The following is a 22516-nucleotide window of genomic DNA, read 5'->3' on the forward strand; positions in this document are numbered from 1 at the left end:
TTTACTTTTATAACTACCAACGCTTCCAAAAACGACTCAACCACCTGGCACCGATAGAATATCGACACCAGATGGCTGCTTAGTCTCTTTTAAAGCTGTCTACTTGACTGGGGTAAGTCCAAACACCTCTCTTTTAATTATTCATAAGTTTCTTCAACGATTCAAGTAAATCACTTGAAAAAGATAACTTTTCCATTGTTATTGGATGCACCATTTCTAGTAAAACACAGTGAAGAGCTTGTCTATTTAATAAACTTTTACTACCTCCATATAAATCATCACCCACAAGCGGATGTCCAATATAAGCCATATGAACTCGGATTTGGTGAGTTCTTCCAGTATGAAGCTTCAATCGGACATGAGTTAATGGTTCCCCATTATTGGAGTATCCTCTTTTTAATACCTTTACATCGGTATGAGAATATTGACCATCACTTCTTACAACCCGTTCAATAATGCTTGTCTCACTCCGGCCAATTGGTGCAATAATTTGTTGTTCATCTAAATCAACATGACCATGAACAATTGCTTCATACTGTTTATTAATTTGCCCTCTTTTTTGTTGTAGTCCCATTAAATGGTGAATGTGACTATGTTTTGCTATACATACAAGACCTGAAGTATTGTGATCGAGCCTTGTAACTATATGAACAGTCGAATGAATCCCCTTCTGTTGAAAATATCCGCTAACAAAGTTTGCAACACTTCCAGTAGGATGTTCACGAGATGGGATTGTATTCATAAATGGAGGCTTTTCAATAATTAATAAAGCTTCGTCTTCAAATAGTATATTTAATTCCCCTTGTTCAACAATCAGACCATCACTTATTTCCTCAGGTGGGAATATAATGGTGATTTCGTCCCCTTCATTTAAAACATGGCGTACATTTTTTTCAATTCCATTAACCAATATCGTACCACCATTAAATTTAATTGAAGTTAAAGCTTTCTTTGAAATTCCTTGATTACTAATGGCATTCCGTAATAATTGACCATTTTGATTCGCTATAAACTGTAGCTTATATCTTGTATCCATGGTGACCTCTATTCATTTGAAACAAAGGAATCATGTACTCGTTCCCAAAACGGAAAAGGTCTGAAACGAGCAAAGCGTACTCTTTCGTTGGCAACATTAAACGTTACAGATTTCAAATCGTTATGCACAAATTGGTTATGATCAATCGTCATTGTAAATTGCTGATTACTCACTGGTATTAATGCACAATTATGATGTGCAGGTAATACTAAGGATGAGCCAACCGTTCTAAATACTCGATTATTAATGGATGCCATTTCAGTTATTTGAAAAGCTTGTAATGTCGGATGAATAATCGCGCCACCTAGTGCCTTATTATAAGCCGTACTACCTGATGGTGTGGAAATACATAGGCCATCACCACGGAATCTTTCAAAATGATTGCCATTTAACTCTACATCCATTACTAATGTAACATCAGGAGATTTTATCGTTGCCTCATTTAATGCTAAATATGTTTTAGATTCATTGTTGTGTGTTTGAACATGCACTTCCAATAATGGGTACTCAACCACGTTATATTCTTTTTTCGCAATCGATAAAACGAGCTTTTCAAGTTCTGATGGCTTCCAATCTGCATAGAAACCTAAATGACCAGTATGAATTCCGACAAAAGCTACTTGGTGTAGTCGATGAATATGGCGATGGAATGCATGTAAAAGCGTCCCATCTCCACCAATCGATATAACAATCTCTGGTTCTTCTTCATCAAATATTAAGCCAAAATCCTGTAAATACGTTTTGGCAAGTCCCATTAATTCATTGGATTGTGCATCTCTGCGTGACTGAATCGAAAATTTCAAATTACTCACGCTCCTTTTCCTCATTTGTCGATCGAATCGTTGGGGTTGATGCTTCTTTATTTTCACTAAAGTAAACTTGTGCTTCCTGGATTTCACTTCGAATTGAAGACATTTCTTCATCTAATTTAAACGCAGCTTCTGCAGCATTTTGGAGTCGATTTTTTATTTCTTCAGGGAACAAGCCTTTATATTTATAATTTAAGGAGTGTTCGATGGAAGCCCAAAAATTCATCGCAAGCGTCCTAATTTGGATTTCTGCTAATACTTCTATTTTCCCGTTAATTGTTTCAACAGGGTATTCCACAATCATATGATAAGAACGATAGCCACTAGGTTTACTATGTGTAATATAATCCTTTTCCTCGATTACTTTCAAATCATCTCTTTGACGAATTAAGTTTACAACTGTTGAAATATCATCAACAAATTGGCACATGATGCGGAGACCTGCAATATCTTGAAGTTCTTTTGTTAATTGATATGAAGGTTCAAAGGGTATTCCCTTTTCTAAGGTTTTATCATAAATACTTGCTAACGGTTTAACTCTTCCTGTAACAAACTCGATTGGAGAAGTTGTTCCAGTAATTCCAAATTGCGAACGCATTCCTTTTAATTTTACTTTTAGTTCATCCACAGCCTGTTTATATGGGCTTAAAAATATGTCCCATTGTCCCATAGAAAATTCCTCCTTAGAAAACACGATTTGTCATTTAAGAACAAATCGTAGTTGCATCTTCGTATCGCGAATCGAACCATGCAACTTTATCATTTAATAAGCACGTAAGTTTTACAGATTACAACGTGTCATTTTGGAATATTTCCTTAAATGCTTCTTCGACTGAATCGACAAATTCTTTTCCATAGTTGTCGTTTCCTTCGATATTGAAAATGAGCATTTCCAGTTCTTCTGTAAAATTGATTAATTCTATTGCTTCACCATTTATCGTTACATATGGATTTTGATTAGATTTCAAAATATCTACTAGATGTGACCATAGTTCATTCGAAAAATGTAAATAACTAAACTCTCCACCTTCTTCGACAACATATATGAATGCAAGGTTGTCAGAGTCTGCTAACATTTGTCCAGCAGGAACAATTTGTATGTCTTTATCATTTTCGTTTAAACTAAAGTGATGGTTATTATGTACATATTGATAATTGTCGATTTTATAAATGTTGCGCATTAAACTTACATCCCTTCAACACTATTCCTTCATATTTTAACATAGCACTGTACAATTTCGAGAAAAAGAATGAAGGAAAATACACATTCTTCTTATTAGAAAGGAAAATATATATGAGTCAAGAATTAGAAATTGAGTTTAAAAATACATTAACAAAAGAACAGTATGAAAATTTATTAATATCATTTCAAATACCAAATGAAAAAATAATTCGACAAACAAATCATTATTTTGATACACCTAATTTTTCTCTTAAAGAATTATCTAGTGGCCTTCGAATTCGAGAGACAAGCAATAAAATAGTTTGTACATTAAAAGAGAAAAAATCTACAAATATTCATTTAGAAACAACGGATGAATTAACGAGAGAACAAGCGGATTTAATGTTAGCAGGTGAAGCATTTTTAGCCCCTCGAGTAAAGGAGAAGTTGTTAGAATTAAATATCCCAATTGAGAAATTAAGAGTATTTGGCACTTTAACAACAGATAGAGTGGAAATTGCATACAAAGGTGGAATCCTTGTATTTGACCATTCTTTCTATTTGCAGTGTGACGATTATGAGGTAGAATATGAAACAAGTAACGAAAACGAAGGAAAAGTAATTTTCCTAGAATTTTTACAACAACACAGCATAACAAGACAAGTTGCAGATAAAAAAATTGCACGCTTTATGAAAGCACTGAAAGGTTGATCGTAGTTGGATATTTCATCAATGAAAATGTTACTTGAAATTCAAGCACTCCAATCCATAGGCAATACACAAACAAGCGTTCAATCGTTAACAGACAACAACTCTATTTTTACAGAATTACTGGAAGAGATGTTGTCTTCAACATCTTCCTTAACGAATAACGCTTCAAACCTTCTGGAAAACTATACACAAGCAAATACAACCGAGAACGCTCTATCTTCAATGTACTTAAATTCTACTTCAAATTACATACCTGATTCATATTATGATGCATTAATTGGTTCGAACAGTAATAACGTTTTTAATAATTACATTAATAAAGATTATTTAAATACATCTGGATATGGAGATGTTCTTGCAGGAGCAAGTAAATATTCAGAATTCATTTCTAAAGCTTCTGCAAAATATAGTGTACCTGAAAAGTTAATTGCAGCCGTGATTAAACAAGAGTCGAATTTTAATCCAAATGCAGTTAGTTCTGCTGGTGCAACAGGCTTAATGCAACTGATGCCTGGAACCGCAAAATTTTTAGGTGTGCAAGATTCCCATGATGCAGAACAAAATATAATGGGTGGAACGAAATATTTAAGCCAAATGCTAAATAAATTTAATAATAATATTGAACTAGCTCTTGCTGCTTATAATGCAGGGCCTGGAAATGTTTCGAAATACGGTGGGATTCCTCCATTTAAAGAAACAGTTAACTATGTAGATAAAGTACTAAAATACTATAATGCTTAAGTTTTAATACCCAATATGCGATTTGTTTGAGAAAAAGGCAATACGTTGATAGAATAAATACATCGTACTTTTGTGTTAAAGCAAAACGACAATATGGTATGCAATATTCGGATATTTCATTACGTATTCAAAAAAGAAGTAAAGGAGTTGCAGCTATGAATCGAAAATATACGATTCCTTACGAGGAAATTGGTGCTGAAAAACTTTCTGAGCTCCTTCGCGCTTTTTATAAACGTGTTGCGAAGCATCCATTGTTAATTCCGATTTTTCCAGAAGATTTAACAGAAACATTACGCAAACAAATACAATTCCAAACTCAATATTTAGGTGGACCTAATCTTTATACAGAGGAACACGGACATCCGATGATGAAAGCTCGTCATATGCCTTTTAAAATAACACCTGATCGTGCACAAGCTTGGCTTGAATGTATGAGCGAAGCAATGGATGAGGTTGGTCTTGAAGGGAAATTTCGAGAAGTATACTATCAGCGACTTGTTATGACTGCTCATCATATGATTAATTCGCCAAATGAAGATGAGGAGGATTTAGAGTGAATAATGTCCAATTATTATCGAAACCCGTCGCACCTTCTAGCATTACAAAGCCTATAGAATTATATATTTTTATAGATCCACTTTGCAAAAAAGCTTTAAAGATGCAAACTATGCTAAGAAAGTTACAGCTACAGTACGATCATTATTTTACTTGGCGCTATGTGCTAAGTACAAAATTAGTTTCGTTAAATGGCTTAAGACGTACTAAAGGTTGTTTGACCGGTGCCGAACTGGATATTACGCATCCTGCACTCCCATCAATTGCGATTAAAGCAGCTGAATTACAAGGAAAACGTGCTGCAAGTCGTTATTTACTTAAATTACAAGAACATTCTTTATTAAATACAAAGGATGTAACGTCCTACTCTGTTTTAATTGATATAGCTAGGGAAACAAATCTTGACATTGATGAATTTATTAATGATTTCGGTTCAAAAGAGGCAGCCCGCGCTTTTCAATGTGATTTACACATTACCCGCGAAATGGAAGTAGACGAAATACCGAGTATCGTATTCTTTAATGAGTGTATAGAGGATGAAGGGCTAAAAGTTAGTGGTATGTATGCATATGATGTATATGTTCATATATTACAAGAAATGCTAGATGATACACTGACTTGCCAAAATCTACCGTCAATTGAAGAGTTATTTAATCGATTCCATTCACTAACAACAGCTGATGTTGCTGAAATATATTCTATCACTGAGCAAGAAGCAGAACGCGAATTAAAAAAACGTATGTTACAACAAAAACTAGACCGTTTAACAAATGAGGACATTACCCTCTGGAGAAAAAAATAATCGTTAGCACTTATTTTTATTATGTATATAAAACTTATAATTTAGTAGACAATTTCTTAATGAAATTGTCTTTTTTTATGTATAGAAAGTTGTTTTCATCCTTTGTGGACAATTTCGATAAAGAATAAATTAGAGCCGAAGAAAAAGGGAATACTGTCTGCTACACTCCATTCCAATCTGGACATTATATAAAGAAATAAAAGAGACGCCACATTCTTTTTCAAGAATTGACGCCTCTTTTCACAAAGGGGATGGGAGAAATGTTCACGTTCAAACAAAGGGGTGTATGTTTGTTATGTGATTTATTTCACGTATTTAATTTATCACAGAATAATAATTGATGCAATGGAACTGTGGACATTTCACAAATCCGTCATATAGTAACCGTTTTCATATACATTGATATATAAGGAATTGTAACACATTGTACTAGTTTTCTAGAACTTTTAAAACTGTTATACAATACAAAAAATATTATTTCGAATTATAAAAATATTTTTAGAATATAATTATATTGCCTATCAAATAAAAAGAACTATGTAAAGGTCATCTGAAACCTCCACATAGTTCAATTGAATTTAATTATTTAAGCAGTAATGATTCAAGTTCACTTAGTTTTTGTTCAAATACTTTACATGCTTCTCTTATCGGTGTTGGAGATTCCATATCCACCCCAGCAGCTTTTAATACTTCAATTGGGAAGTCCGAACATCCAGCTTTTAAGAAATTATTAATATAACGATCGACTGCTGGTTGTCCTACTTCTAAAATTTGTTTACTTAATGCTGTGGCAGCACTTTGACCTGTTGCATATTGATAAACATAATAATTGTAGTAGAAATGTGGAATTCGAGCCCATTCTAATCCAATTTCCTCATCAACTGTCATTTCATCACCGAAATATTGTTTATTTAAATCATAGTAGATTTCTGTTAGTCCATCAGCAGTTATTGCTTCACCATTCGCATCTTTTTCATGAATAATATGCTCAAACTCAGCAAACATTGTTTGACGGAATACTGTACTTCTGAAACCGTCTAACCAATGATTTAATAAATAAATTTTTTGCTGTTCATCTTCAGTCGTTTTTAACAAGTAGTCAAATAACAGTTCTTCATTACAAGTTGAAGCTACTTCAGCTACGAAAATGGAGTAATCTGCATAAGGATATGGCTGATTTTGACGAGTATAGTAGCTGTGCATACTATGACCAAATTCATGAGCTAAAGTAAATAAATTATTAATGTTATTTTGCCAGTTCATCAATACATATGGGTTTGTACCATATGTTCCTGAAGAGTATGCACCACTTCTTTTTCCTTTGTTTTCTAGTACATCTACCCAACGGCTATCTAAACCTTTTTGAACGATGGATTGATATTCTTCGCCTAATGGAGCAAAGCTTTTAACCATAATTTCTTTTGCCTTTTCATATGGCATATCAATTTTCACTTCTTTTACAAGAGGTGTAAATAAATCATACATATGAAGTTCTTCCACACCTAATACTTGCTTTCTAAGTGAAATATAACGGTGTAGGACAGGTAAAAACTCATGAATCGTTGAAATTAATTGATCGTAAACTTTTTCAGGTATCGTATTGTTACTTAATGCGCGGTGTCTTGCTGAATTAAATTTACGGATACGAGCACTTACATTATGTGATTTAACATTTCCAGATAATGTAGAGGCAAACGTATTTTTAAATTTACCATAAGTAGCATACATCGCTTTAAATGCTTGTTCACGTACTTCGCGGTTATCGCTTTCTAAAAACGTAATATAATTTCCATGAGTTAATTGTACATCTTCCCCTTCATCATTTTTGATAACAGGGAACTCTAAGTCTGCATTATTTAACGCACTGAAAGTACCGCTTGATGCAGATGTTACTTCTGAAAACTGTGCAAGTAATTGTTCTTGCTCAGCAGATAGGACATGAGGACGTTTAAGATTTAATTCTTTTAACATTTGTGTATATAATCGAAGGGGTTCGAATTCATCTAAATAGCTTTGAATTTTTTCTTCTTCAATAGATAGAATCTCTGGAGTAATAAATGACCAGGCAGCTGATAATTTTGCACCTAATGAACGGACTCTTGCATCCATCCCTTGGTATTTACTATTTGTAGTATCTTGATCGTGTTTTAAATGGCTGTATACATAAAGCTTTCCAAAGCGTTTGGATAGTTCATCACTAAATTGTAGTGTATCGTACAAACTTTTCGCACTTTCAACTACTTTACCTTTAAATTTCTCACTCTCTGGAATTAACTTTTCGATTTCTTTAAATTTTGCTTCCCACGCATCGTCTGATGGAAAAATCACTTCTAAATCCCAGGTTAATTCAACAGGTACTTCTTCACGATTCAATAATTTTTTCGCCATAAAAATTGCCTCCGATACCATTTATTTCGAATTTCTCGTATCTCATTCATTTTCTCAAGAATAACTTTTAATTGCAAGAAATTGACTATACAGATAGTTGTCCACTTGGTCCTTTGAAATTTTTTGATTTGGATTCTGAATAGAAAGGTCCTTGAGTAACTCACTATAATCCATGACTACTTTTATAGCTTCCATAGAACCATTTATTTTAGACCATGCTAAAAAGTGAGTAATGATTTTATCATTAATAGCCTCCACAGGGATTTGGTACACACTTAAAAAATAAAATAGGGCTAGCTGCCAATCAACTGAAAATAGCTCTATCACCTCACTGCCTCTTAAAGGAACACCTATATAGTATGGTAGGGAGTGTAAATTTAATCTAAGCTCGTAAATACAACGCAATAATAAATCCTTTACACCTTTCCTACTTATTAATACTCTCGATTTTAAGTAGTTATGTTTCGCTTTATTATAAAACATTAAATATCGGGCATATTCTTCACGGGTCAACTTCTTAGGTAAATAAAATGGGAATTTTTGATATTCAATAGGTAATGCTTGTACTTTTGCAATAAAAGTATTGCCATGGACAAATAATATATTTGAAAGATAAATAAACTGTCGCAGAAATGGACAATACATCATAATATATTGATGGTGTTTGGTGGATTGAATAAATTGTTGAAGTTGTTTACTTATTAAAATCTTATGTATTCCATCACCTATTTCAAAGGGTGTAACAGGAATCCATATTGGAATAATGGAGGCACTTGAATAACCTGCATTTCGTTCTGTAAATTTTTCAAGTGAAATTGGACTACATTGAAATTCAATGGCAAATTGCTCGTTGTTAGCATAGATTAGTAAGTCGGGTCTTTGTTTTAAAGTAGATAAATAGGGTTCTAATTGAACATTTAAATTAAGAGATTTAAAAAGAAAATATAACTGTTCCTTCCCTTCCAGGTGTCGAGTCGATTCACCCTCAGAGAAAGTACTCGCACATTTACTTTTATTAATATGGGCAAAATGCGGTATTTTTTGTTGACCTAACTTTAACTGAAGCTGTTGTTTACATTGTGGGCAATAAAATTTCGTTGTTAATCGAAGTAGTTTTAATGTTGAAAGAGGTATGCTTGAATTTAATACAAACCTTTTATTTTGATCTGTATAAGCAACTAACATAACTTTCCCTCCCTTGAACCAATTGTAAGAAGGATCGATTTAAATTTCAATCATAGATTTCGAATTGTCTAAAAATAATAATTTGCATAAAAAAAAGAGATGCCCTATTGTAAGGTCACCTCTAATACTTTAAGAGAAATATTTAATTACCGTTTCAAAGCAATCTTCTTCCATAATTGTTTCACCATATTCTTGTAAACGGAATACAGTTAATTTGGAAATACCTAAATACTCGTTAATAATTGAACGAATGTTTAGACGTTCCTCTTTTTCAGTAATATTTGTGAAATCAATTGCAACATAGTAGTAATTCTCAAATTTATACAAAGATGATTGTAAACCAAATTGAACAAGACGTTTTGCAACCGGAATTAATTCATCTATGTCTTTAAATTTATAAATTGAAAAATTTGTAATTCCTTGATGATGAACACCGTCTTCTTCATCAAAAGAGTCAAAAATAGATTCATCTATATTATGTTGGGCAGCTTCACGATGCTCCTCGAAGCTTGAAAGCAAGGAGTTGGATTCACTATCACCATTAATATTTGCACGAGTAACAATGACTTCAAGTCCATGTTCAGAAGCATTTACATGAATCCAAATTGGACCATCTAAATCAAAATAATCTTCTGTATTGATTTCTCCAATCATATCCCAAAAAAGTTCTTCACCTTTTGCTCTGTTATACCATATTTCTTCACGGCTATATCCGCGATCTTCAATATCACGATAAGTAATAAAAAGTTTTATCGTGTTTTCATTTACGCGTTCGATGTCCATTAGACTTCAACTCCCTTCACAGTCATTCGTTGAAAAACAAGGAAAGCGTTCTTAGTATGTTTTGATTGGCAAGAATTAATCTTGCAATTCAAAAGTGTTTACGCCAACACTTTAGGTGAACAACATTATTTAGAATAAAAGCATTCTTTATTTATATACTTATGTTTTATTCTATAACTCTATTGTATGATTACCTAATAAAAATGAAAAGAAAAAAACATCGGACAAACAAAATTATTTGAATATTGAAATTGTAGTTGACTACACTATTGAAATCAAGTGAAAAATTTTTAAGATTAGTTATTATATGTTGGATTGCTTCTTTATTATTCACTGGTCATTCATCATACCGAACTTTTCAAAAAAACACATCATGATTAGCGCTAATTAATGACTTTAAACAAAAATAAAAACCGATAAAACCCAAGTAAAATGGATTTTATCGATTGCTTTTAAACAAATTCGGGTTTAGTTAACCATTTTTTGCGCTTCTAACAATTGGAATGCACGAACTTTTCTAGGCAAGAAGCGGCGAATTTCATCTTCATTGTAACCAACTTGAAGGCGCTTTTCATCTAAAATAATTGGACGACGTAATAATCCAGGATGTTCTTGGATTAATTCGTACAATTGTTGCAATGGTAAGCTTTCAACATCTACATTTAACTTTTGGAAAATTTTCGAACGTGTAGAAATAATCTCATCTGTACCATCTTCTGTCATGCGTAAAATTTCTTTTATTTCACCTATTGTTAACGGTTCTGAAAAAATATTTCGTTCTCTATAAGGAATTTCATGTTCTTCTAACCAAGCTTTAGCTTTTCGACATGATGTGCAACTTGGTGATGTAAATAATGTTACGATCATTATGACACTTCCCTTCTTTTGGTCAATAATCTATTCTCAACTTTTTATTAGATTAGAATTAATTTAATTTAAAATAACATCTTAATTATACAACATTCTATCGCATTTGAATACAACATATTTAATAAAATATTTGCTATGTTAAGGGATTTTATTTTCATTTTTTCTCTTTTAGGAATATAATTTATATCCTTTTAATATAACAGGTTACTTTACCCTTCTTTTGTAAAATTTAAACATACAACTAAAGCTTTTTTTATTCTCAATTAGATAATAGTAATCGAGAAATAATCACAAATTTCTGTAAATTTAACGCTTAATTCCTAGTGCACTTGCAAATGACTATTTAACTGCTTACAAATGTAAAAGTTACTTTTAAATAACATTTATCTTAATTACGTTACAATGTTACCCAATCTCATTCTTTTTCATTCAAAGGCAGTGAAATATTATTTGCAATTAATAAAGATTTTTTATATATTATTTAACAAATATGTATTGGCGAAAAATTATAAAAACAATGACAAAGAGTAGTACATTTGTTCTTCCGTGTTTAGAGAATCTGTGGTTGGTGCAAACAGAAGACGGGGCAAATGGAATGGACTTTCGAGTTGGCTTTATGAACGGATGTAGTAGTAAAGCTCGTCTCCTTCACGTTACGAAGGCTAAGTGGTCTATATAATAGACAAGCTGGGTGGTACCGCGGATTCAACATCATTCGTCCCATTACGAACATTCTTCGTAAGGACGCATGATGTTTTTTATTTTGAATATAATAGGAGGATTTTTTAATGAAGACTATTTTTTCAGGGGTTCAACCAACTGGAGTTGTTACACTAGGAAATTACATTGGAGCTTTTATGCAATTTCCAGCGCTACAAGATGAAGGAAAAGCAATTTATTGCATCGTAGACCAACATGCAATTACAGTACCTCAAGATCCAAAAGAATTACGTTCTAATATTCGAACACTAGCTGCTACATACTTAGCAACAGGCATTGACCCAAACAAGGCCATTTTATTTATTCAATCTGAGGTTCCTGCCCATGCACAGGCTGGTTGGATGTTACAATGTGTCGCTTCCATTGGTGAATTAGAACGAATGACACAATTTAAAGATAAATCTGATGGGAAAGAGTCTGTTTCTGCTGGATTATTAACTTATCCACCATTAATGGCTGCAGATATTCTTTTATATAATACGAATATTGTTCCTGTTGGGGATGACCAAAAACAACATATTGAATTAACACGTGACTTAGCTGAACGTTTTAATAAACGATATGGTAAGGTATTTGTGATTCCAGAAATTCAACTGCCAAAAGCTGGTGCACGTATTAAATCATTACAAGAACCAACGAAAAAAATGAGTAAATCAGATCCAAATACGAAAGCAACAATTCGCTTCCTAGATACGCCAAAACAAATTGAAAAGAAAATTAAATCTGCAGTAACAGATTCAGAAGGTATTGTTGCTTTTGATGAAAAAAATAAACCAGGTGTTTCAAACCTTTTAACAATTGAATCTGCTGTTACAGGAATCGCTATTGATACTCTTGTTAAAAAGTATGAAGGGCTTGGCTATGGTGCCTTTAAAGAAGGTGTAGCAACAAGTCTAATCGAACATTTAACGCCTGTCCAAGAAAGATTTAATGAATTAATTGACTCTAGTGAATTGGATAAAATCTTAGATGAAGGTGCAGCAAAAGCAAACGAAATTGCATCAGCGACAGTTAAAAGAATGGAAAACGCGATGGGATTAGGTCGAAAATCAAGATAAACAAAACAATAATTGATCCGATTGCTAAATAGAGCTCATGGGTCCCAACTATAAATGCCCAAACCGCTGACCATGAATACCCTAATGTTCGGTAATTTAAATATAAAAGTAGATTCCCTACGGATATTACACATATGCCATAACTAAATAAAAAAAGCATAAAACGAAACATGTCCAACACTCCTTTACTAATTTAATATTCAAGAGTGAAAACAAAAATGCCTTTAGCTTTTCGCTAAAGGCATTTTATTATCGACATATTATTTAGTCGATTTTTCTTAATAATAAGCTTGCGTTATGTCCACCAAAACCGAGTGAATTTGACATTGCATATTCTACAAATTCTTTACGTGCTTCGTTTGGAATATAATCTAAGTCACATTCTGGATCTGGCATTTCTAGGTTGATTGTTGGAGGTAAAATCCCTTCTTTTAATGCTAGAGCAGTAAAGATTGTTTCAACCCCACCAGCTGCACCTAATAAGTGACCAGTCATTGATTTTGTCGAACTCATTGCTAATTTATATGCATGTTCGCCAAAGACAGATTTTACTGCCATTGTTTCAAATAAATCATTATATGGTGTACTTGTTCCATGGGCATTAATATAACCTACTGCAGTAGGATTAACTTCTGCATCATCTAATGCTTGTTGAATTGCACGAGCTGCCCCTTCGCCATTTGGAGCAGGTGCTGTAATATGGTATGCATCCCCTGTAGAACCATAACCTACGACTTCTGCATAAATTTTTGCACCACGAGCTTTTGCAAATTCATATTCTTCCAGTACTAAAACTCCTGCACCTTCTGCAATAACGAATCCATCACGATTTTTATCGAATGGACGTGATGCCGTTTGTGCATCCGGATTTAAAGAAAGTGCAGTACTTGAACAGAAACCAGCTACCGCCATATTTACGATTGGTGCTTCTGCTCCACCTGTAATCATTACATCAGCATCACCACGTTGAATTACTTTAAATGCGTCGCCGATTGAGTTCGTTCCTGATGCACAAGCAGTAACGGAACATGAATTGATTCCTTTTGCACCTAAATGAATAGAAACTTGACCAGAAGCCATATTCGGAATCATCATTGGTACAAAGAATGGACTAACACGACGTACACCACGTTCTTGGAAAACTTCCATTTGTTTTTCGTACGTTTCCATTCCACCAATACCTGAACCAATCCAAACACCGACTTTTGGTGCAATTTCTTCTGTAATATCTAAGTTAGCATCTTTTACAGCCATAATTGAAGAAGCAAGAGCGTAATGAGTAAAGCGGTCCATTTTACGTGCTTCTTTACGATCAATATATTGTTCAATATCAAAATCTTTTACTTCTGCTGCTACTTTTGCAGGGAATTTTTCAGCATCTACCCTTGTTAAAGGGCCTACACCAGATTTACCAGCAATTAGATTTTGCCAAGTTTCTTCAATTGTATTACCTAAAGGTGTAACTGCTCCAACACCTGTAATGACTACTCTTCTTTTCATAGTTCTCTTTTCCCCCTTAGGTTCTAAGCTTGTTATTCTCATTATAACTGATTATTTACCCCATTTGATAACGACTGCACCCCATGTAAGGCCGCCTCCGAAACCAACTAAGACTAGTATATCATCATCTTTAATTTTACCATCATCTAATTCGTCTTTTAAAGCTATCCCGATAGAAGCTGAAGAAGTATTTCCATATTTGTGAATTCGTTTTGATAACTTTTCCTCTGGTAATTCTAGGCGTTCTCTAGAAGCTTCCATAATACGAATGTTAGCTTGATGAGGAATTAAGAAATCAACATCTTGTTTTGTAAGTCCTGCTTTTTCTAACACGGAAACAGCAGATTCACCCATTTGTCTTACAGCAAATTTGAATACTTCTCTTCCGTTCATGGCAATGTGATCCGCTTCATCTAAAAATAAATGTTTTCCACCTGTACCATCTGCTCCTAATTCAAAGGCTAAAATTCCACGGCCTTCAGAAACTTCTCCAAGAACAGCTGCACAAGCACCATCGCCAAATAACACAGCAGTATTTCGGTCTGACCAATCCGTAATTTTAGATAGTTTTTCAGCACCAACTACTAATACGTATTTATATGCTTTGCTTTCAATAAATTGTTTCGCAGTGGATAGTGCATAGATAAAACCAGCACAAGCAGCAGCAACATCCATAGCAGCCGCATTAACTGCGCCTAATTTTTCTTGTAATTGACATGCAACACTTGGAAATGCTTGGTCTGGAGTTACAGTTGCAACTAAAATTAAACCAATTTCATCCGCTGAAATACCTGCATTATTTATTGCATCTTGAGCAGCTAAATAAGCTAAATCAGATGTGTTTTCGTGATCTGCGGCAATTCTTCTTTCTTCTATACCAGTTCTTGTGCGAATCCATTCGTCACTTGTATCTATTTTTTTCTCTAAATCGAAGTTCGTTACAATTTGCTCTGGAACATATTTGCCTACCCCAATAATTCCTGCGTTCATCCTGAAAATCCCCCTTATTTGTGACTTACATTTAGTACTTGGTCATAATTATAGCTCATAATTATTCTATACTGCAACCTTATTTTCACGAATTGTTTCAAAAGTGTGTTGTTCTTTAATGTTTCACTATGGTATGATATTTAAGATGAATATAGATATACTATTTTAAAAAGATATAGTAGAGGTGAAATTAGATGCAATATATTATGTCATTTGTATGGTCATTCCTATTAGTAACAATGGTAACATATGTAGTAAGTTCAATTTTGAATGTACCATTTAGCTTAACTACTAGCTTAGTTCTATCTGTGGTATTCCTAATTCTAATTGTTATTATTAGCGCAATTATCCCTAACGAACCAACTCCAGATGCAGAACATCATTAATTTGTAATGTAGGCACTTCCATTTTGGGAGTGCTTTTTCATTTTATTAAATTCGTGAAATAGTTAATAAAAACCTTTATATGTATGATGAAAAAGTTTTTTTAACAGATCTTTTTGGAATTTTTTTAAATCAATGAAATGAAGACATTTTTTATAAAGCCTAGCTAGAATCTGCGTTATGAAGACAGGTTTTACGATTCTTGGCCGCATTTTTGTATTCATCGATTCTATGAAGACATTTTTTATCAATTCTTACCTGGATTTTTGTATTCATCTTGGTTATGAAGACAGGTTTTACTGATTCTCGACTGAATTTTTGTATCCATCGATTCTATGAAGCCGTTTTTTATCAATTCTCACATGGATTTTTGTATTCATCTGGGTTATGAAGACAGGTTTTACTGATTCTCGACTGAATTTTTGTATTCATGGATTCTATGAAGACGTTTTTTATCAATTCTCACATGGATTTTTGTATTCATCTGGGTTATGAAGACAGATTTTACCGATTCTCGACCGTATTTTTGTATTCATCGCTGAGAAAACTCCTAATATCCAATCATCCCCACAAAAAAAGACAGTAGCATAACTACTACTGTCCCAAAACAACTATGATACTTTCTGAACCACTAATTGTCCCTCTGCTAACGACACATGCAATTTATCACCCGGGAGTGTTTCTCCTTTTAGTAACTCTTTTGCTACAACGGTTTCTACATTACGTTGGATAAATCGTTTTAGTGGTCTTGCTCCAAATTGCGAATCAATACCATGTTCTACAACCCATGACACGACTTCTTCAGATACGTCTAACTCAATTTCTTGTTCTGCTACGCGATTTTGTAACTGCTGAATATATTTCCACGCAATTGCATTAAAGTGATTTGATGTTAACGCATGGAACATGATTATATCATCTACACGATTTAATAATTCTGGTTTAAAGTGCAATCGAAGTTCAGCCATAACCGAGTCTTCCGTTGTTTTTTCATCATTTGCACTAGATTCTAACAAATGATGAGATCCAATATTCGACGTCATAATAACTACAGTATTCGTAAAGTTAACAAGTCGACCTTGGCTATCCGTAATGCGGCCATCGTCTAAAATTTGCAATAAAATATTGGCCACATCTGGATGCGCTTTTTCAATTTCGTCAAGTAATACAACAGAATATGGATTACGGCGAACCGCTTCAGTTAGCTGACCACCTTCTTCGTAACCGACATATCCAGGAGGTGCTCCCACAAGACGAGACACACTATGTTTTTCCATATATTCACTCATATCAATTCGAATAAAGTGATCTTCTGAATCAAAAAGTTGTGCAGCTAACGCCTTGGCTAATTCCGTTTTCCCTACCCCTGTTGGACCTAAGAAAATAAAAGAACCAATTGGACGGTTTGGATCTTTAATGCCAGAACGTGCTCTCCATACCGCCTCTGTTACTAATTTTACAGCTTCATCCTGACCAACTACTCTTTCATGGAGAGTATCTTTTAAACGTAATAATTTTTCACGTTCGCCCTCAACCAGCTTTGTAACCGGAATTCCAGTCCATCTTGAAATAATGGAAGCTATTTCATCTGCAGTTACCTCTTCTCGTAAAATACGAATTTCAGATCCTTTTTTCAATTCTTCTTCTAAAGCAGACAATTCTTTTTCAATAGTAGGAATTTTCCCATGACGTAACTCCGCTGCTTTATTAAGATCATATTTACTTTCTGCATCTTCTAAATCACGGCGGTATTTATCAAGAAGTTCCCGTTTCTTTTGAATTTCCTGTAAACCGGATTTTTCTTGTTCCCATTGCTTTCGCATCTTGTCCGTATTTTGTTTTAAGGTTTCTAATTCTTTTCGCAATGCTTCAAGACGTTTTTTACTGGCTTCATCTTTTTCTTTCGTTAATGCTTGTTCTTCAATTTCCAATTGCATAACACGTCTTGTTACCATATCTAGCTCTTGGGGCATTGAGTCAATCTCTGTACGAATCATCGCACAAGCTTCATCGATTAGATCGATTGCTTTATCTGGTAAAAATCGATCTGTAATGTATCGATTCGAAAGTTCAGCAGATGCAATAATTGCGCGGTCATGTATACGAACTCCATGATGCAACTCAAAACGTTCCTTAAGACCGCGTAAGATTGAAACTGTATCTTCAATAGAAGGTTCGCGCACCATTACTTGTTGGAAACGACGTTCTAAAGCAGGATCTTTTTCAATATACATACGATATTCATCAAGGGTTGTGGCACCAATACAATGGAGTTCTCCACGTGCTAACATCGGTTTTAACATATTCCCTGCATCCATTGCGCCATCAGTCTTACCTGCACCAACAATTGTATGAATTTCGTCAATAAATAAAATAATACGACCTTCAGATTCTTTAACTTCTTTAAGTACACCTTTTAATCTTTCTTCAAATTGACCACGGTAACTTGCACCAGCAATTAATGCACTCATATCTAGTTCATATAATATACAGTCTTTCAATCCCTCAGGTACGTCTTTACGAACGATACGTTGGGCCAAACCTTCAACAATCGCTGTTTTCCCAACACCCGGTTCACCAATTAGTATTGGATTATTTTTAGTTTTTCTTGATAAAATACGTATAACATTACGAATTTCTTCATCTCTTCCTATTACTGGGTCCATTTTGCCATTTTTGACTTCTTCGATTAAGTTGCGACCAAATTGTTCTAATGGTTTTCGATTATCTTGTTGTTGAAATTGCATTTGTTACACCCCTTCAACTTTGACCTTTTTTGACTAAAATGATTATAGGACTTTTTAATAGGAAATGCAAAAATTCACACTATAAAGTTTTCACGAATACGGGAAAAATTATGTTATCATGTATTTAAAATACATGTTTAAATTTTAGATTCACCCCAAGGATAAAAGGAAGTGATGGCATGGTAGAAACATTGCCGATTGAAATAATTCATTTGTTTGAAGAGCATGGTTTATTAGTTAAAGTTGAAAAAGGAAGTAATATTTATCGTGAGGGTGAGAAAGCCACAGACATTCTACTGATTAAAGAAGGCTCCGTTCGAATTAGTAAGGAAACGGAAGATGCGAAGGAAATTACCTTTAGAATATGTGGTAAACACAGCATCATTGGGGAATTTCCATTATTTAGTGCAACATCTACGATAAGATCAACAACTGCAAAAGCAAATTCCCATACCGAATTATTAGCTTTAAATAAAGATTCACTAGAAATGTTATTAATGCAAAAACCCGCATTAATGATAGAGTATTTAAAGTGGTTACAAAATGAAAATTTGAAAAATCAAAGTCTCCTACGTGATCTTATTTTACACGGTAAGAAAGGCGCATTGTACTCAACATTAATTCGTTTAGCAAACACTTATGGGGAGCAAAAAGACGATAAAATATTCATAAATCATTATTTAACAAATACTGACATCGCAAATCTTTGTTCAACAAGTCGTGAAATGATTAATCGGATGTTGAATGAATTAAAAAAGCAAGGCATAATCAGCATGGATAAAGGATTTATTACGATTACGGATATTCGATATTTAAAGCAGGCTATATGTTGTGAAAATTGCCCATCTACAATTTGTAGGATAGATTAACAATAGAGTCTGAGAAGTCATCCTGTGACGAGGATGGTTGCAATCAAAAGGCTGTGAAGAAAATTTTCCTTCACAGCCAGCATTTTTTATCTAATTCCTAATGCCATTTTTGCATAACGTGACATCATATCTTTTGACCAAGCTGGTTGCCAAACGATGTTTACTTCACTGTCTTTTACTTCTGGAAGCTCACTTAACGCCGTTTTCACTTGATCCACAATCACTGGTCCTAATGGGCAGCCCATTGATGTTAACGTCATAGTGATTGTAGCTAAACCTTCTTCATTTAAATCTACATCATATACTAAACCTAAGTTAACTATATCAATACCTAGCTCAGGGTCAATTACGTTTTCTAAAGCTCCAAGGATGCTTTCTTTCATATCTTCACTAATTGCCATATTTACTTTATCCCCTTTCCTTATAGTGCTAACTCTATCATATCAAAGGTAAATCTTTTATGCCAAATATTGAGATAGCCAGTCTGTTACAGCTAATACACCTTCTCGCGGTACCTTATGCCCACTATTCGGCGATGCAATAAATTTTAAATGATCTGGTTCTTGCACATAGTATGAACGTAACTGCATATAAAAATGATATGTATTTTTAAAAGGAACCGTTGTATCTTTTTCGCCATGCCAAAATAGCACTGGACGTTGATTAAATTTTTCAGGCTCTCTTGTAATATCATATTCAGCTAATAATGCTTGAAGTTGCTCCTTTTGTTCAGAAGTCATCGGTAATTTTACTCCAAGTTGTTCGAATTGATTTAGTTGATAATTCGATAATTCAACAAATCCTGGAGCACCCATACAAATTGCTGCAGTCGAAATCCAATCATATTTTTTTAAACAGCCTGATGTAACAATACCACCCATGGAAGTTCCTGCCACACCAATTTTTCCAGATGACACTAAATTTCGAGACTGTAATTCGTTATAAAGTACGCCTACCTCTTCAATTGATTGTAAAACGATTTCCCAAAAGTGTAAGTTCATCTTTCCTTCAGATAAATTTTCCGAGCGATCACCATGCAATTTCGCGTCTGGTAAAATGACACGAATCCCCTTTTTTACAAGTTGATATGCATAGTGTAAATTATGTTCCTTCGCACTTTGAAATCCGTGTAAAAAGATGACGATTGGTGTATGTTCATTCATTTCCTCATCATAAACATGTAATAACGGTATCTCTTTCCACATATCATTTTGAACATACATTTTTACCATCTCCTAAAGTATATCGAATTCATGTAAAGCAAAGAATAAAATAACGCTTATTCACGACTTACAACAACAATTTTTTGACTAAATTTATCCATTTGGGATAAAATCATTAAGATAGAAAGGAGCATTCCTTTATGAAGCAACATTTAATTGTGTTAGATTTAGATGGTACTCTATTAACAGATAATCAAAAGATTTTAGAAAAGACAAAGAATACCCTCTTTAAAGCAATGGATGCAGGTCATCAAGTGATGATTGCAACTGGTCGTCCATTTCGTGCAAGTCAGTTGTATTATAACGAATTAAAGCTAACTACGCCAATTGTTAACTTTAATGGTGCCCTTGTCCATCATCCGAAAAATAAATCATGGCAAACGGTTCATACACCAGTTGATTTAAGAGTGGTTTACGATGTTGTGGATTCTGTCGATAAATATCAATATGAAAACTTGATTGCTGAAGTGATGGATGACGTATTCATTCATCAGGAAAATAGCCCAATGATGGATATGTTTAAAATGGGTGACCCGCGTGTAACGATTGGAAATTTAAAAGGAAGTCTAAACGAGGATCCGACAAGTTTACTTATCCATGCAGAAGAAGAGAAAGTACAACTTATTCGTGACCATTTAGAAGATGTTCATGCAGAATTAATTGAACACAGACGTTGGGGAGCACCATTTCATATTATTGAAATCGTGAAAAAAGGTTTAAGTAAAGCAGTTGGTATTTCACTAATTGCAAAGGAAATGAACATTCCAAGAGAACGCATTATCGCATTTGGTGATGAAGATAATGATTTAGAAATGATTGATTATGCAGGAATTGGAGTAGCAATGTCGAATGGTATAGCACAACTGAAAAATATTGCCAATGAGATCACTGCTTCAAGTAATAATGAGGACGGTATTGCTAACTTTTTAATAGATCGATTAAAGTTATAGCTTGGAAATTTAACTTTCCAAAGCCCTCACCATAGAATGACGTTAGTTAAGGTGCTCATGTCTAAAGGAGGTACTGTATATATGAAAATATTTGCAGACAGTGGCAGCGATTTGCCAAAAGAATTTTTTGAACAACACAACGTAGAAATTTTCCCATTAAGAGTAGATTTAAACAACTCTGTATACCTTGATACAGTAGAAATTGACCCTAAAAAAGTTTATGATGCAATGCGCCAAGGCGTTGTACCTAAAACTTCTCAAGCGTCTCCGGAATTATTTTTACAACACTTTGAAGAACTAGCAAAAAGTAAAGAAGAAGGATTATATATCGCCTTTTCATCTAACTTATCAGGTACATATAACACAGCAGTGATGATTGCTTCTCAAGTTCGAGAGCAATATCCAGACTTAAAACTTAAAATTATTGACTCTAAATGTGCCTCATTAGGATGCGGTTTACTTGTAAAAGAAGCTGTAAGATTAAGAGATGAGGGCGTTCCATATTTAGAAGTTTTCGAGAAAGTTGATTATTTAGCTCAACACATGACACACCTATTTACTGTTGAAAATTTGGATTACTTAGCTGCAGGTGGACGGGTTTCAAAATCTAGTGCTTTTATTGGTGGATTATTAAGCATTAAACCAATTTTACACGTTGAAGATGGTAAATTAATCCCCCTTGAGAAAGTTCGTGGTCGCAAAAAGGCGATAAATCGAATTATTGAGATTATGCATGAGCGCGGTGGCGATTTTTCAAATAAAGTCGTTGGTATAAGTCACGGAGACGATTTAGAATTTGCCAATGAAGTGAAATCCTTAATCCAAGAAAAATTACAACCAAAATCCTTTGAAATGACGATGGTTGGTGCTGTTATTGGTGCCCATGCCGGACCTGGTACCATTGCTATTTTCTTTACGGATAAAGATTACTAAAAAGAGAGCTTGAACATAAACCAGCTTAGGTAGTTTACAAAAAGTATCGACTTAATAAAAATAGTTAGTATACGGCAATAAAAACAGGCACTCACTCTCGA

22 protein-coding genes and 1 other annotated feature are annotated in these 22516 nt (G+C 34.0%); of the genes, 9 read left to right on the forward strand and 13 right to left on the reverse strand.

The genetic code is table 11. The features are described from left to right. Positions 1-133 precede the first annotated feature (133 nt). The 4 genes from D8M03_RS06000 to D8M03_RS06015 all read right to left on the reverse strand — a co-directional run bounded on the left by D8M03_RS06000 (position 134) and on the right by D8M03_RS06015 (position 3026). Positions 134-1036: an RluA family pseudouridine synthase gene (locus D8M03_RS06000; RefSeq protein WP_121213876.1), complete on the reverse strand. Its 903-nt coding sequence runs from the start codon at positions 1034-1036 to the stop codon at positions 134-136. A gap of 8 nt (positions 1037-1044) precedes the next feature. After that, positions 1045-1839, reverse strand: coding sequence for an NAD kinase (locus D8M03_RS06005; protein WP_121213877.1), 795 nt, complete (start codon positions 1837-1839; stop codon positions 1045-1047). A gap of 1 nt (position 1840) precedes the next feature. Then, positions 1841-2515 (reverse strand): GTP diphosphokinase, encoded by a 675-nt coding sequence (gene yjbM, locus D8M03_RS06010; RefSeq protein ID WP_121213878.1) that lies wholly within the window; start codon positions 2513-2515, stop codon positions 1841-1843. Between the two features lie 118 nt (positions 2516-2633). Then, positions 2634-3026 carry a UPF0738 family protein gene (locus D8M03_RS06015; RefSeq protein WP_121213879.1) on the reverse strand — a complete coding sequence of 131 codons (393 nt, stop codon included), beginning with the start codon at positions 3024-3026 and terminating at the stop codon, positions 2634-2636. Positions 3027-3139: 113 nt separating this feature from the next. Here D8M03_RS06015 and D8M03_RS06020 point away from each other — a divergent pair, with 113 nt between their 5' ends. The 4 genes from D8M03_RS06020 (at position 3140) to D8M03_RS06035 (ending at position 5816) form a co-directional block, all read left to right on the forward strand. Then, on the forward strand, positions 3140-3718 hold the full coding sequence (locus D8M03_RS06020; RefSeq protein ID WP_121213880.1) for a CYTH domain-containing protein: 579 nt from the start codon (positions 3140-3142) through the stop codon (positions 3716-3718). Positions 3719-3724: 6 nt separating this feature from the next. Continuing rightward, the gene (locus D8M03_RS06025) at positions 3725-4459 is read left to right on the forward strand and encodes a lytic transglycosylase domain-containing protein (protein ID WP_121213881.1); all 735 of its coding nucleotides are present in this window, start codon (positions 3725-3727) and stop codon (positions 4457-4459) included. A 155-nt stretch (positions 4460-4614) separates the two neighbouring features. Beyond that, positions 4615-5016 (forward strand): globin domain-containing protein, encoded by a 402-nt coding sequence (locus D8M03_RS06030; protein WP_121213882.1) that lies wholly within the window; start codon positions 4615-4617, stop codon positions 5014-5016. Further along, entirely contained in the window at positions 5013-5816 is an 804-nt protein-coding gene (locus D8M03_RS06035) for a DsbA family protein (RefSeq protein WP_121213883.1), read from the forward strand. Before D8M03_RS06030 ends, D8M03_RS06035 begins: the two co-directional genes overlap by 4 nt. A 582-nt stretch (positions 5817-6398) precedes the next feature. Here D8M03_RS06035 and pepF read toward each other — a convergent pair. The 4 genes from pepF to spxA form a co-directional block, all read right to left on the reverse strand. Next, positions 6399-8204 carry an oligoendopeptidase F gene (pepF, locus tag D8M03_RS06040; protein ID WP_121213884.1) on the reverse strand — a complete coding sequence of 602 codons (1806 nt, stop codon included), beginning with the start codon at positions 8202-8204 and terminating at the stop codon, positions 6399-6401. A gap of 54 nt (positions 8205-8258) precedes the next feature. After that, a complete protein-coding gene (locus tag D8M03_RS06045) occupies positions 8259-9389 on the reverse strand; it encodes a competence protein CoiA (protein WP_121213885.1) in 1131 nt (376 codons plus the stop codon). Between the two features lie 129 nt (positions 9390-9518). After that, positions 9519-10172 (reverse strand): adaptor protein MecA, encoded by a 654-nt coding sequence (gene mecA / locus D8M03_RS06050; RefSeq protein WP_121213886.1) that lies wholly within the window; start codon positions 10170-10172, stop codon positions 9519-9521. A gap of 468 nt (positions 10173-10640) precedes the next feature. After that, positions 10641-11036, reverse strand: a complete 396-nt coding sequence (spxA, locus tag D8M03_RS06055; protein WP_202615613.1) for a transcriptional regulator SpxA — start codon at positions 11034-11036, stop codon at positions 10641-10643. Between the two features lie 514 nt (positions 11037-11550). Then, positions 11551-11768 (forward strand) — a binding site (T-box leader). Between the two features lie 62 nt (positions 11769-11830). On the opposite strand from spxA, the gene trpS reads away from it, so the two are divergent. After that, positions 11831-12820, forward strand: a complete 990-nt coding sequence (trpS, locus tag D8M03_RS06060) for a tryptophan--tRNA ligase (protein WP_121213887.1) — start codon at positions 11831-11833, stop codon at positions 12818-12820. 264 nt (positions 12821-13084) lie between these two features. On the opposite strand, the gene fabF is transcribed toward trpS, so the two are convergent. After that, positions 13085-14320, reverse strand: coding sequence for a beta-ketoacyl-ACP synthase II (gene fabF / locus D8M03_RS06070; RefSeq protein ID WP_121213889.1), 1236 nt, complete (start codon positions 14318-14320; stop codon positions 13085-13087). A gap of 51 nt (positions 14321-14371) precedes the next feature. Further along, positions 14372-15310, reverse strand: a complete 939-nt coding sequence (locus tag D8M03_RS06075) for a beta-ketoacyl-ACP synthase III (protein WP_121213890.1) — start codon at positions 15308-15310, stop codon at positions 14372-14374. A 194-nt stretch (positions 15311-15504) separates the two neighbouring features. On the opposite strand from D8M03_RS06075, the gene D8M03_RS06080 reads away from it, so the two are divergent. Then, positions 15505-15696: a DUF2929 family protein gene (locus tag D8M03_RS06080; protein ID WP_121213891.1), complete on the forward strand. Its 192-nt coding sequence runs from the start codon at positions 15505-15507 to the stop codon at positions 15694-15696. Positions 15697-16304: 608 nt separating this feature from the next. Here D8M03_RS06080 and D8M03_RS06085 read toward each other — a convergent pair. Then, entirely contained in the window at positions 16305-18440 is a 2136-nt protein-coding gene (locus D8M03_RS06085) for an ATP-dependent Clp protease ATP-binding subunit (protein WP_121213892.1), read from the reverse strand. Between the two features lie 179 nt (positions 18441-18619). On the opposite strand from D8M03_RS06085, the gene D8M03_RS06090 reads away from it, so the two are divergent. Further along, a complete protein-coding gene (locus tag D8M03_RS06090; protein ID WP_121213893.1) occupies positions 18620-19309 on the forward strand; it encodes a Crp/Fnr family transcriptional regulator in 690 nt (229 codons plus the stop codon). Between the two features lie 86 nt (positions 19310-19395). On the opposite strand, the gene D8M03_RS06095 is transcribed toward D8M03_RS06090, so the two are convergent. Next, positions 19396-19710, reverse strand: coding sequence for a metal-sulfur cluster assembly factor (locus D8M03_RS06095; protein WP_121213894.1), 315 nt, complete (start codon positions 19708-19710; stop codon positions 19396-19398). Positions 19711-19767: 57 nt separating this feature from the next. Further along, positions 19768-20532, reverse strand: a complete 765-nt coding sequence (locus tag D8M03_RS06100; protein ID WP_121213895.1) for a prolyl oligopeptidase family serine peptidase — start codon at positions 20530-20532, stop codon at positions 19768-19770. Between the two features lie 140 nt (positions 20533-20672). On the opposite strand from D8M03_RS06100, the gene D8M03_RS06105 reads away from it, so the two are divergent. Continuing rightward, positions 20673-21482, forward strand: coding sequence for a Cof-type HAD-IIB family hydrolase (locus D8M03_RS06105; RefSeq protein WP_121213896.1), 810 nt, complete (start codon positions 20673-20675; stop codon positions 21480-21482). An 81-nt stretch (positions 21483-21563) separates the two neighbouring features. Next, a complete protein-coding gene (locus D8M03_RS06110; RefSeq protein WP_121213897.1) occupies positions 21564-22415 on the forward strand; it encodes a DegV family protein in 852 nt (283 codons plus the stop codon). Positions 22416-22516 lie beyond the last annotated feature (101 nt).

The organism is Ureibacillus endophyticus (assembly GCF_003628435.1).
GTDB classification, from domain to species: Bacteria; Bacillota; Bacilli; order Bacillales_A; family Planococcaceae; genus Ureibacillus; species Ureibacillus endophyticus.

Bases quoted from the DNA above. Each gene is read 5' to 3' on its own strand.
- fabF (WP_121213889.1), bottom strand. From the start codon at position 14,320: ATGAAAAGAAGAGTAGTCATTACAGGTGTTGGAGCAGTTACACCTTTA.
- D8M03_RS06045 (WP_121213885.1), bottom strand. From the start codon at position 9,389: ATGTTAGTTGCTTATACAGATCAAAATAAAAGGTTTGTATTAAATTCA.
- D8M03_RS06085 (WP_121213892.1), bottom strand. From the start codon at position 18,440: ATGCAATTTCAACAACAAGATAATCGAAAACCATTAGAACAATTTGGT.
- D8M03_RS06015 (WP_121213879.1), bottom strand. From the start codon at position 3,026: ATGCGCAACATTTATAAAATCGACAATTATCAATATGTACATAATAAC.
- D8M03_RS06000 (WP_121213876.1), bottom strand. From the start codon at position 1,036: ATGGATACAAGATATAAGCTACAGTTTATAGCGAATCAAAATGGTCAA.
- D8M03_RS06075 (WP_121213890.1), bottom strand. From the start codon at position 15,310: ATGAACGCAGGAATTATTGGGGTAGGCAAATATGTTCCAGAGCAAATT.
- D8M03_RS06100 (WP_121213895.1), bottom strand. From the start codon at position 20,532: ATGTATGTTCAAAATGATATGTGGAAAGAGATACCGTTATTACATGTT.
- D8M03_RS06110 (WP_121213897.1), top strand. From the start codon at position 21,564: ATGAAAATATTTGCAGACAGTGGCAGCGATTTGCCAAAAGAATTTTTT.
- D8M03_RS06030 (WP_121213882.1), top strand. From the start codon at position 4,615: ATGAATCGAAAATATACGATTCCTTACGAGGAAATTGGTGCTGAAAAA.
- pepF (WP_121213884.1), bottom strand. From the start codon at position 8,204: ATGGCGAAAAAATTATTGAATCGTGAAGAAGTACCTGTTGAATTAACC.
- D8M03_RS06095 (WP_121213894.1), bottom strand. From the start codon at position 19,710: ATGGCAATTAGTGAAGATATGAAAGAAAGCATCCTTGGAGCTTTAGAA.
- D8M03_RS06080 (WP_121213891.1), top strand. From the start codon at position 15,505: ATGCAATATATTATGTCATTTGTATGGTCATTCCTATTAGTAACAATG.
- D8M03_RS06105 (WP_121213896.1), top strand. From the start codon at position 20,673: ATGAAGCAACATTTAATTGTGTTAGATTTAGATGGTACTCTATTAACA.
- yjbM (WP_121213878.1), bottom strand. From the start codon at position 2,515: ATGGGACAATGGGACATATTTTTAAGCCCATATAAACAGGCTGTGGAT.
- mecA (WP_121213886.1), bottom strand. From the start codon at position 10,172: ATGGACATCGAACGCGTAAATGAAAACACGATAAAACTTTTTATTACT.
- trpS (WP_121213887.1), top strand. From the start codon at position 11,831: ATGAAGACTATTTTTTCAGGGGTTCAACCAACTGGAGTTGTTACACTA.
- D8M03_RS06020 (WP_121213880.1), top strand. From the start codon at position 3,140: ATGAGTCAAGAATTAGAAATTGAGTTTAAAAATACATTAACAAAAGAA.
- D8M03_RS06090 (WP_121213893.1), top strand. From the start codon at position 18,620: ATGGTAGAAACATTGCCGATTGAAATAATTCATTTGTTTGAAGAGCAT.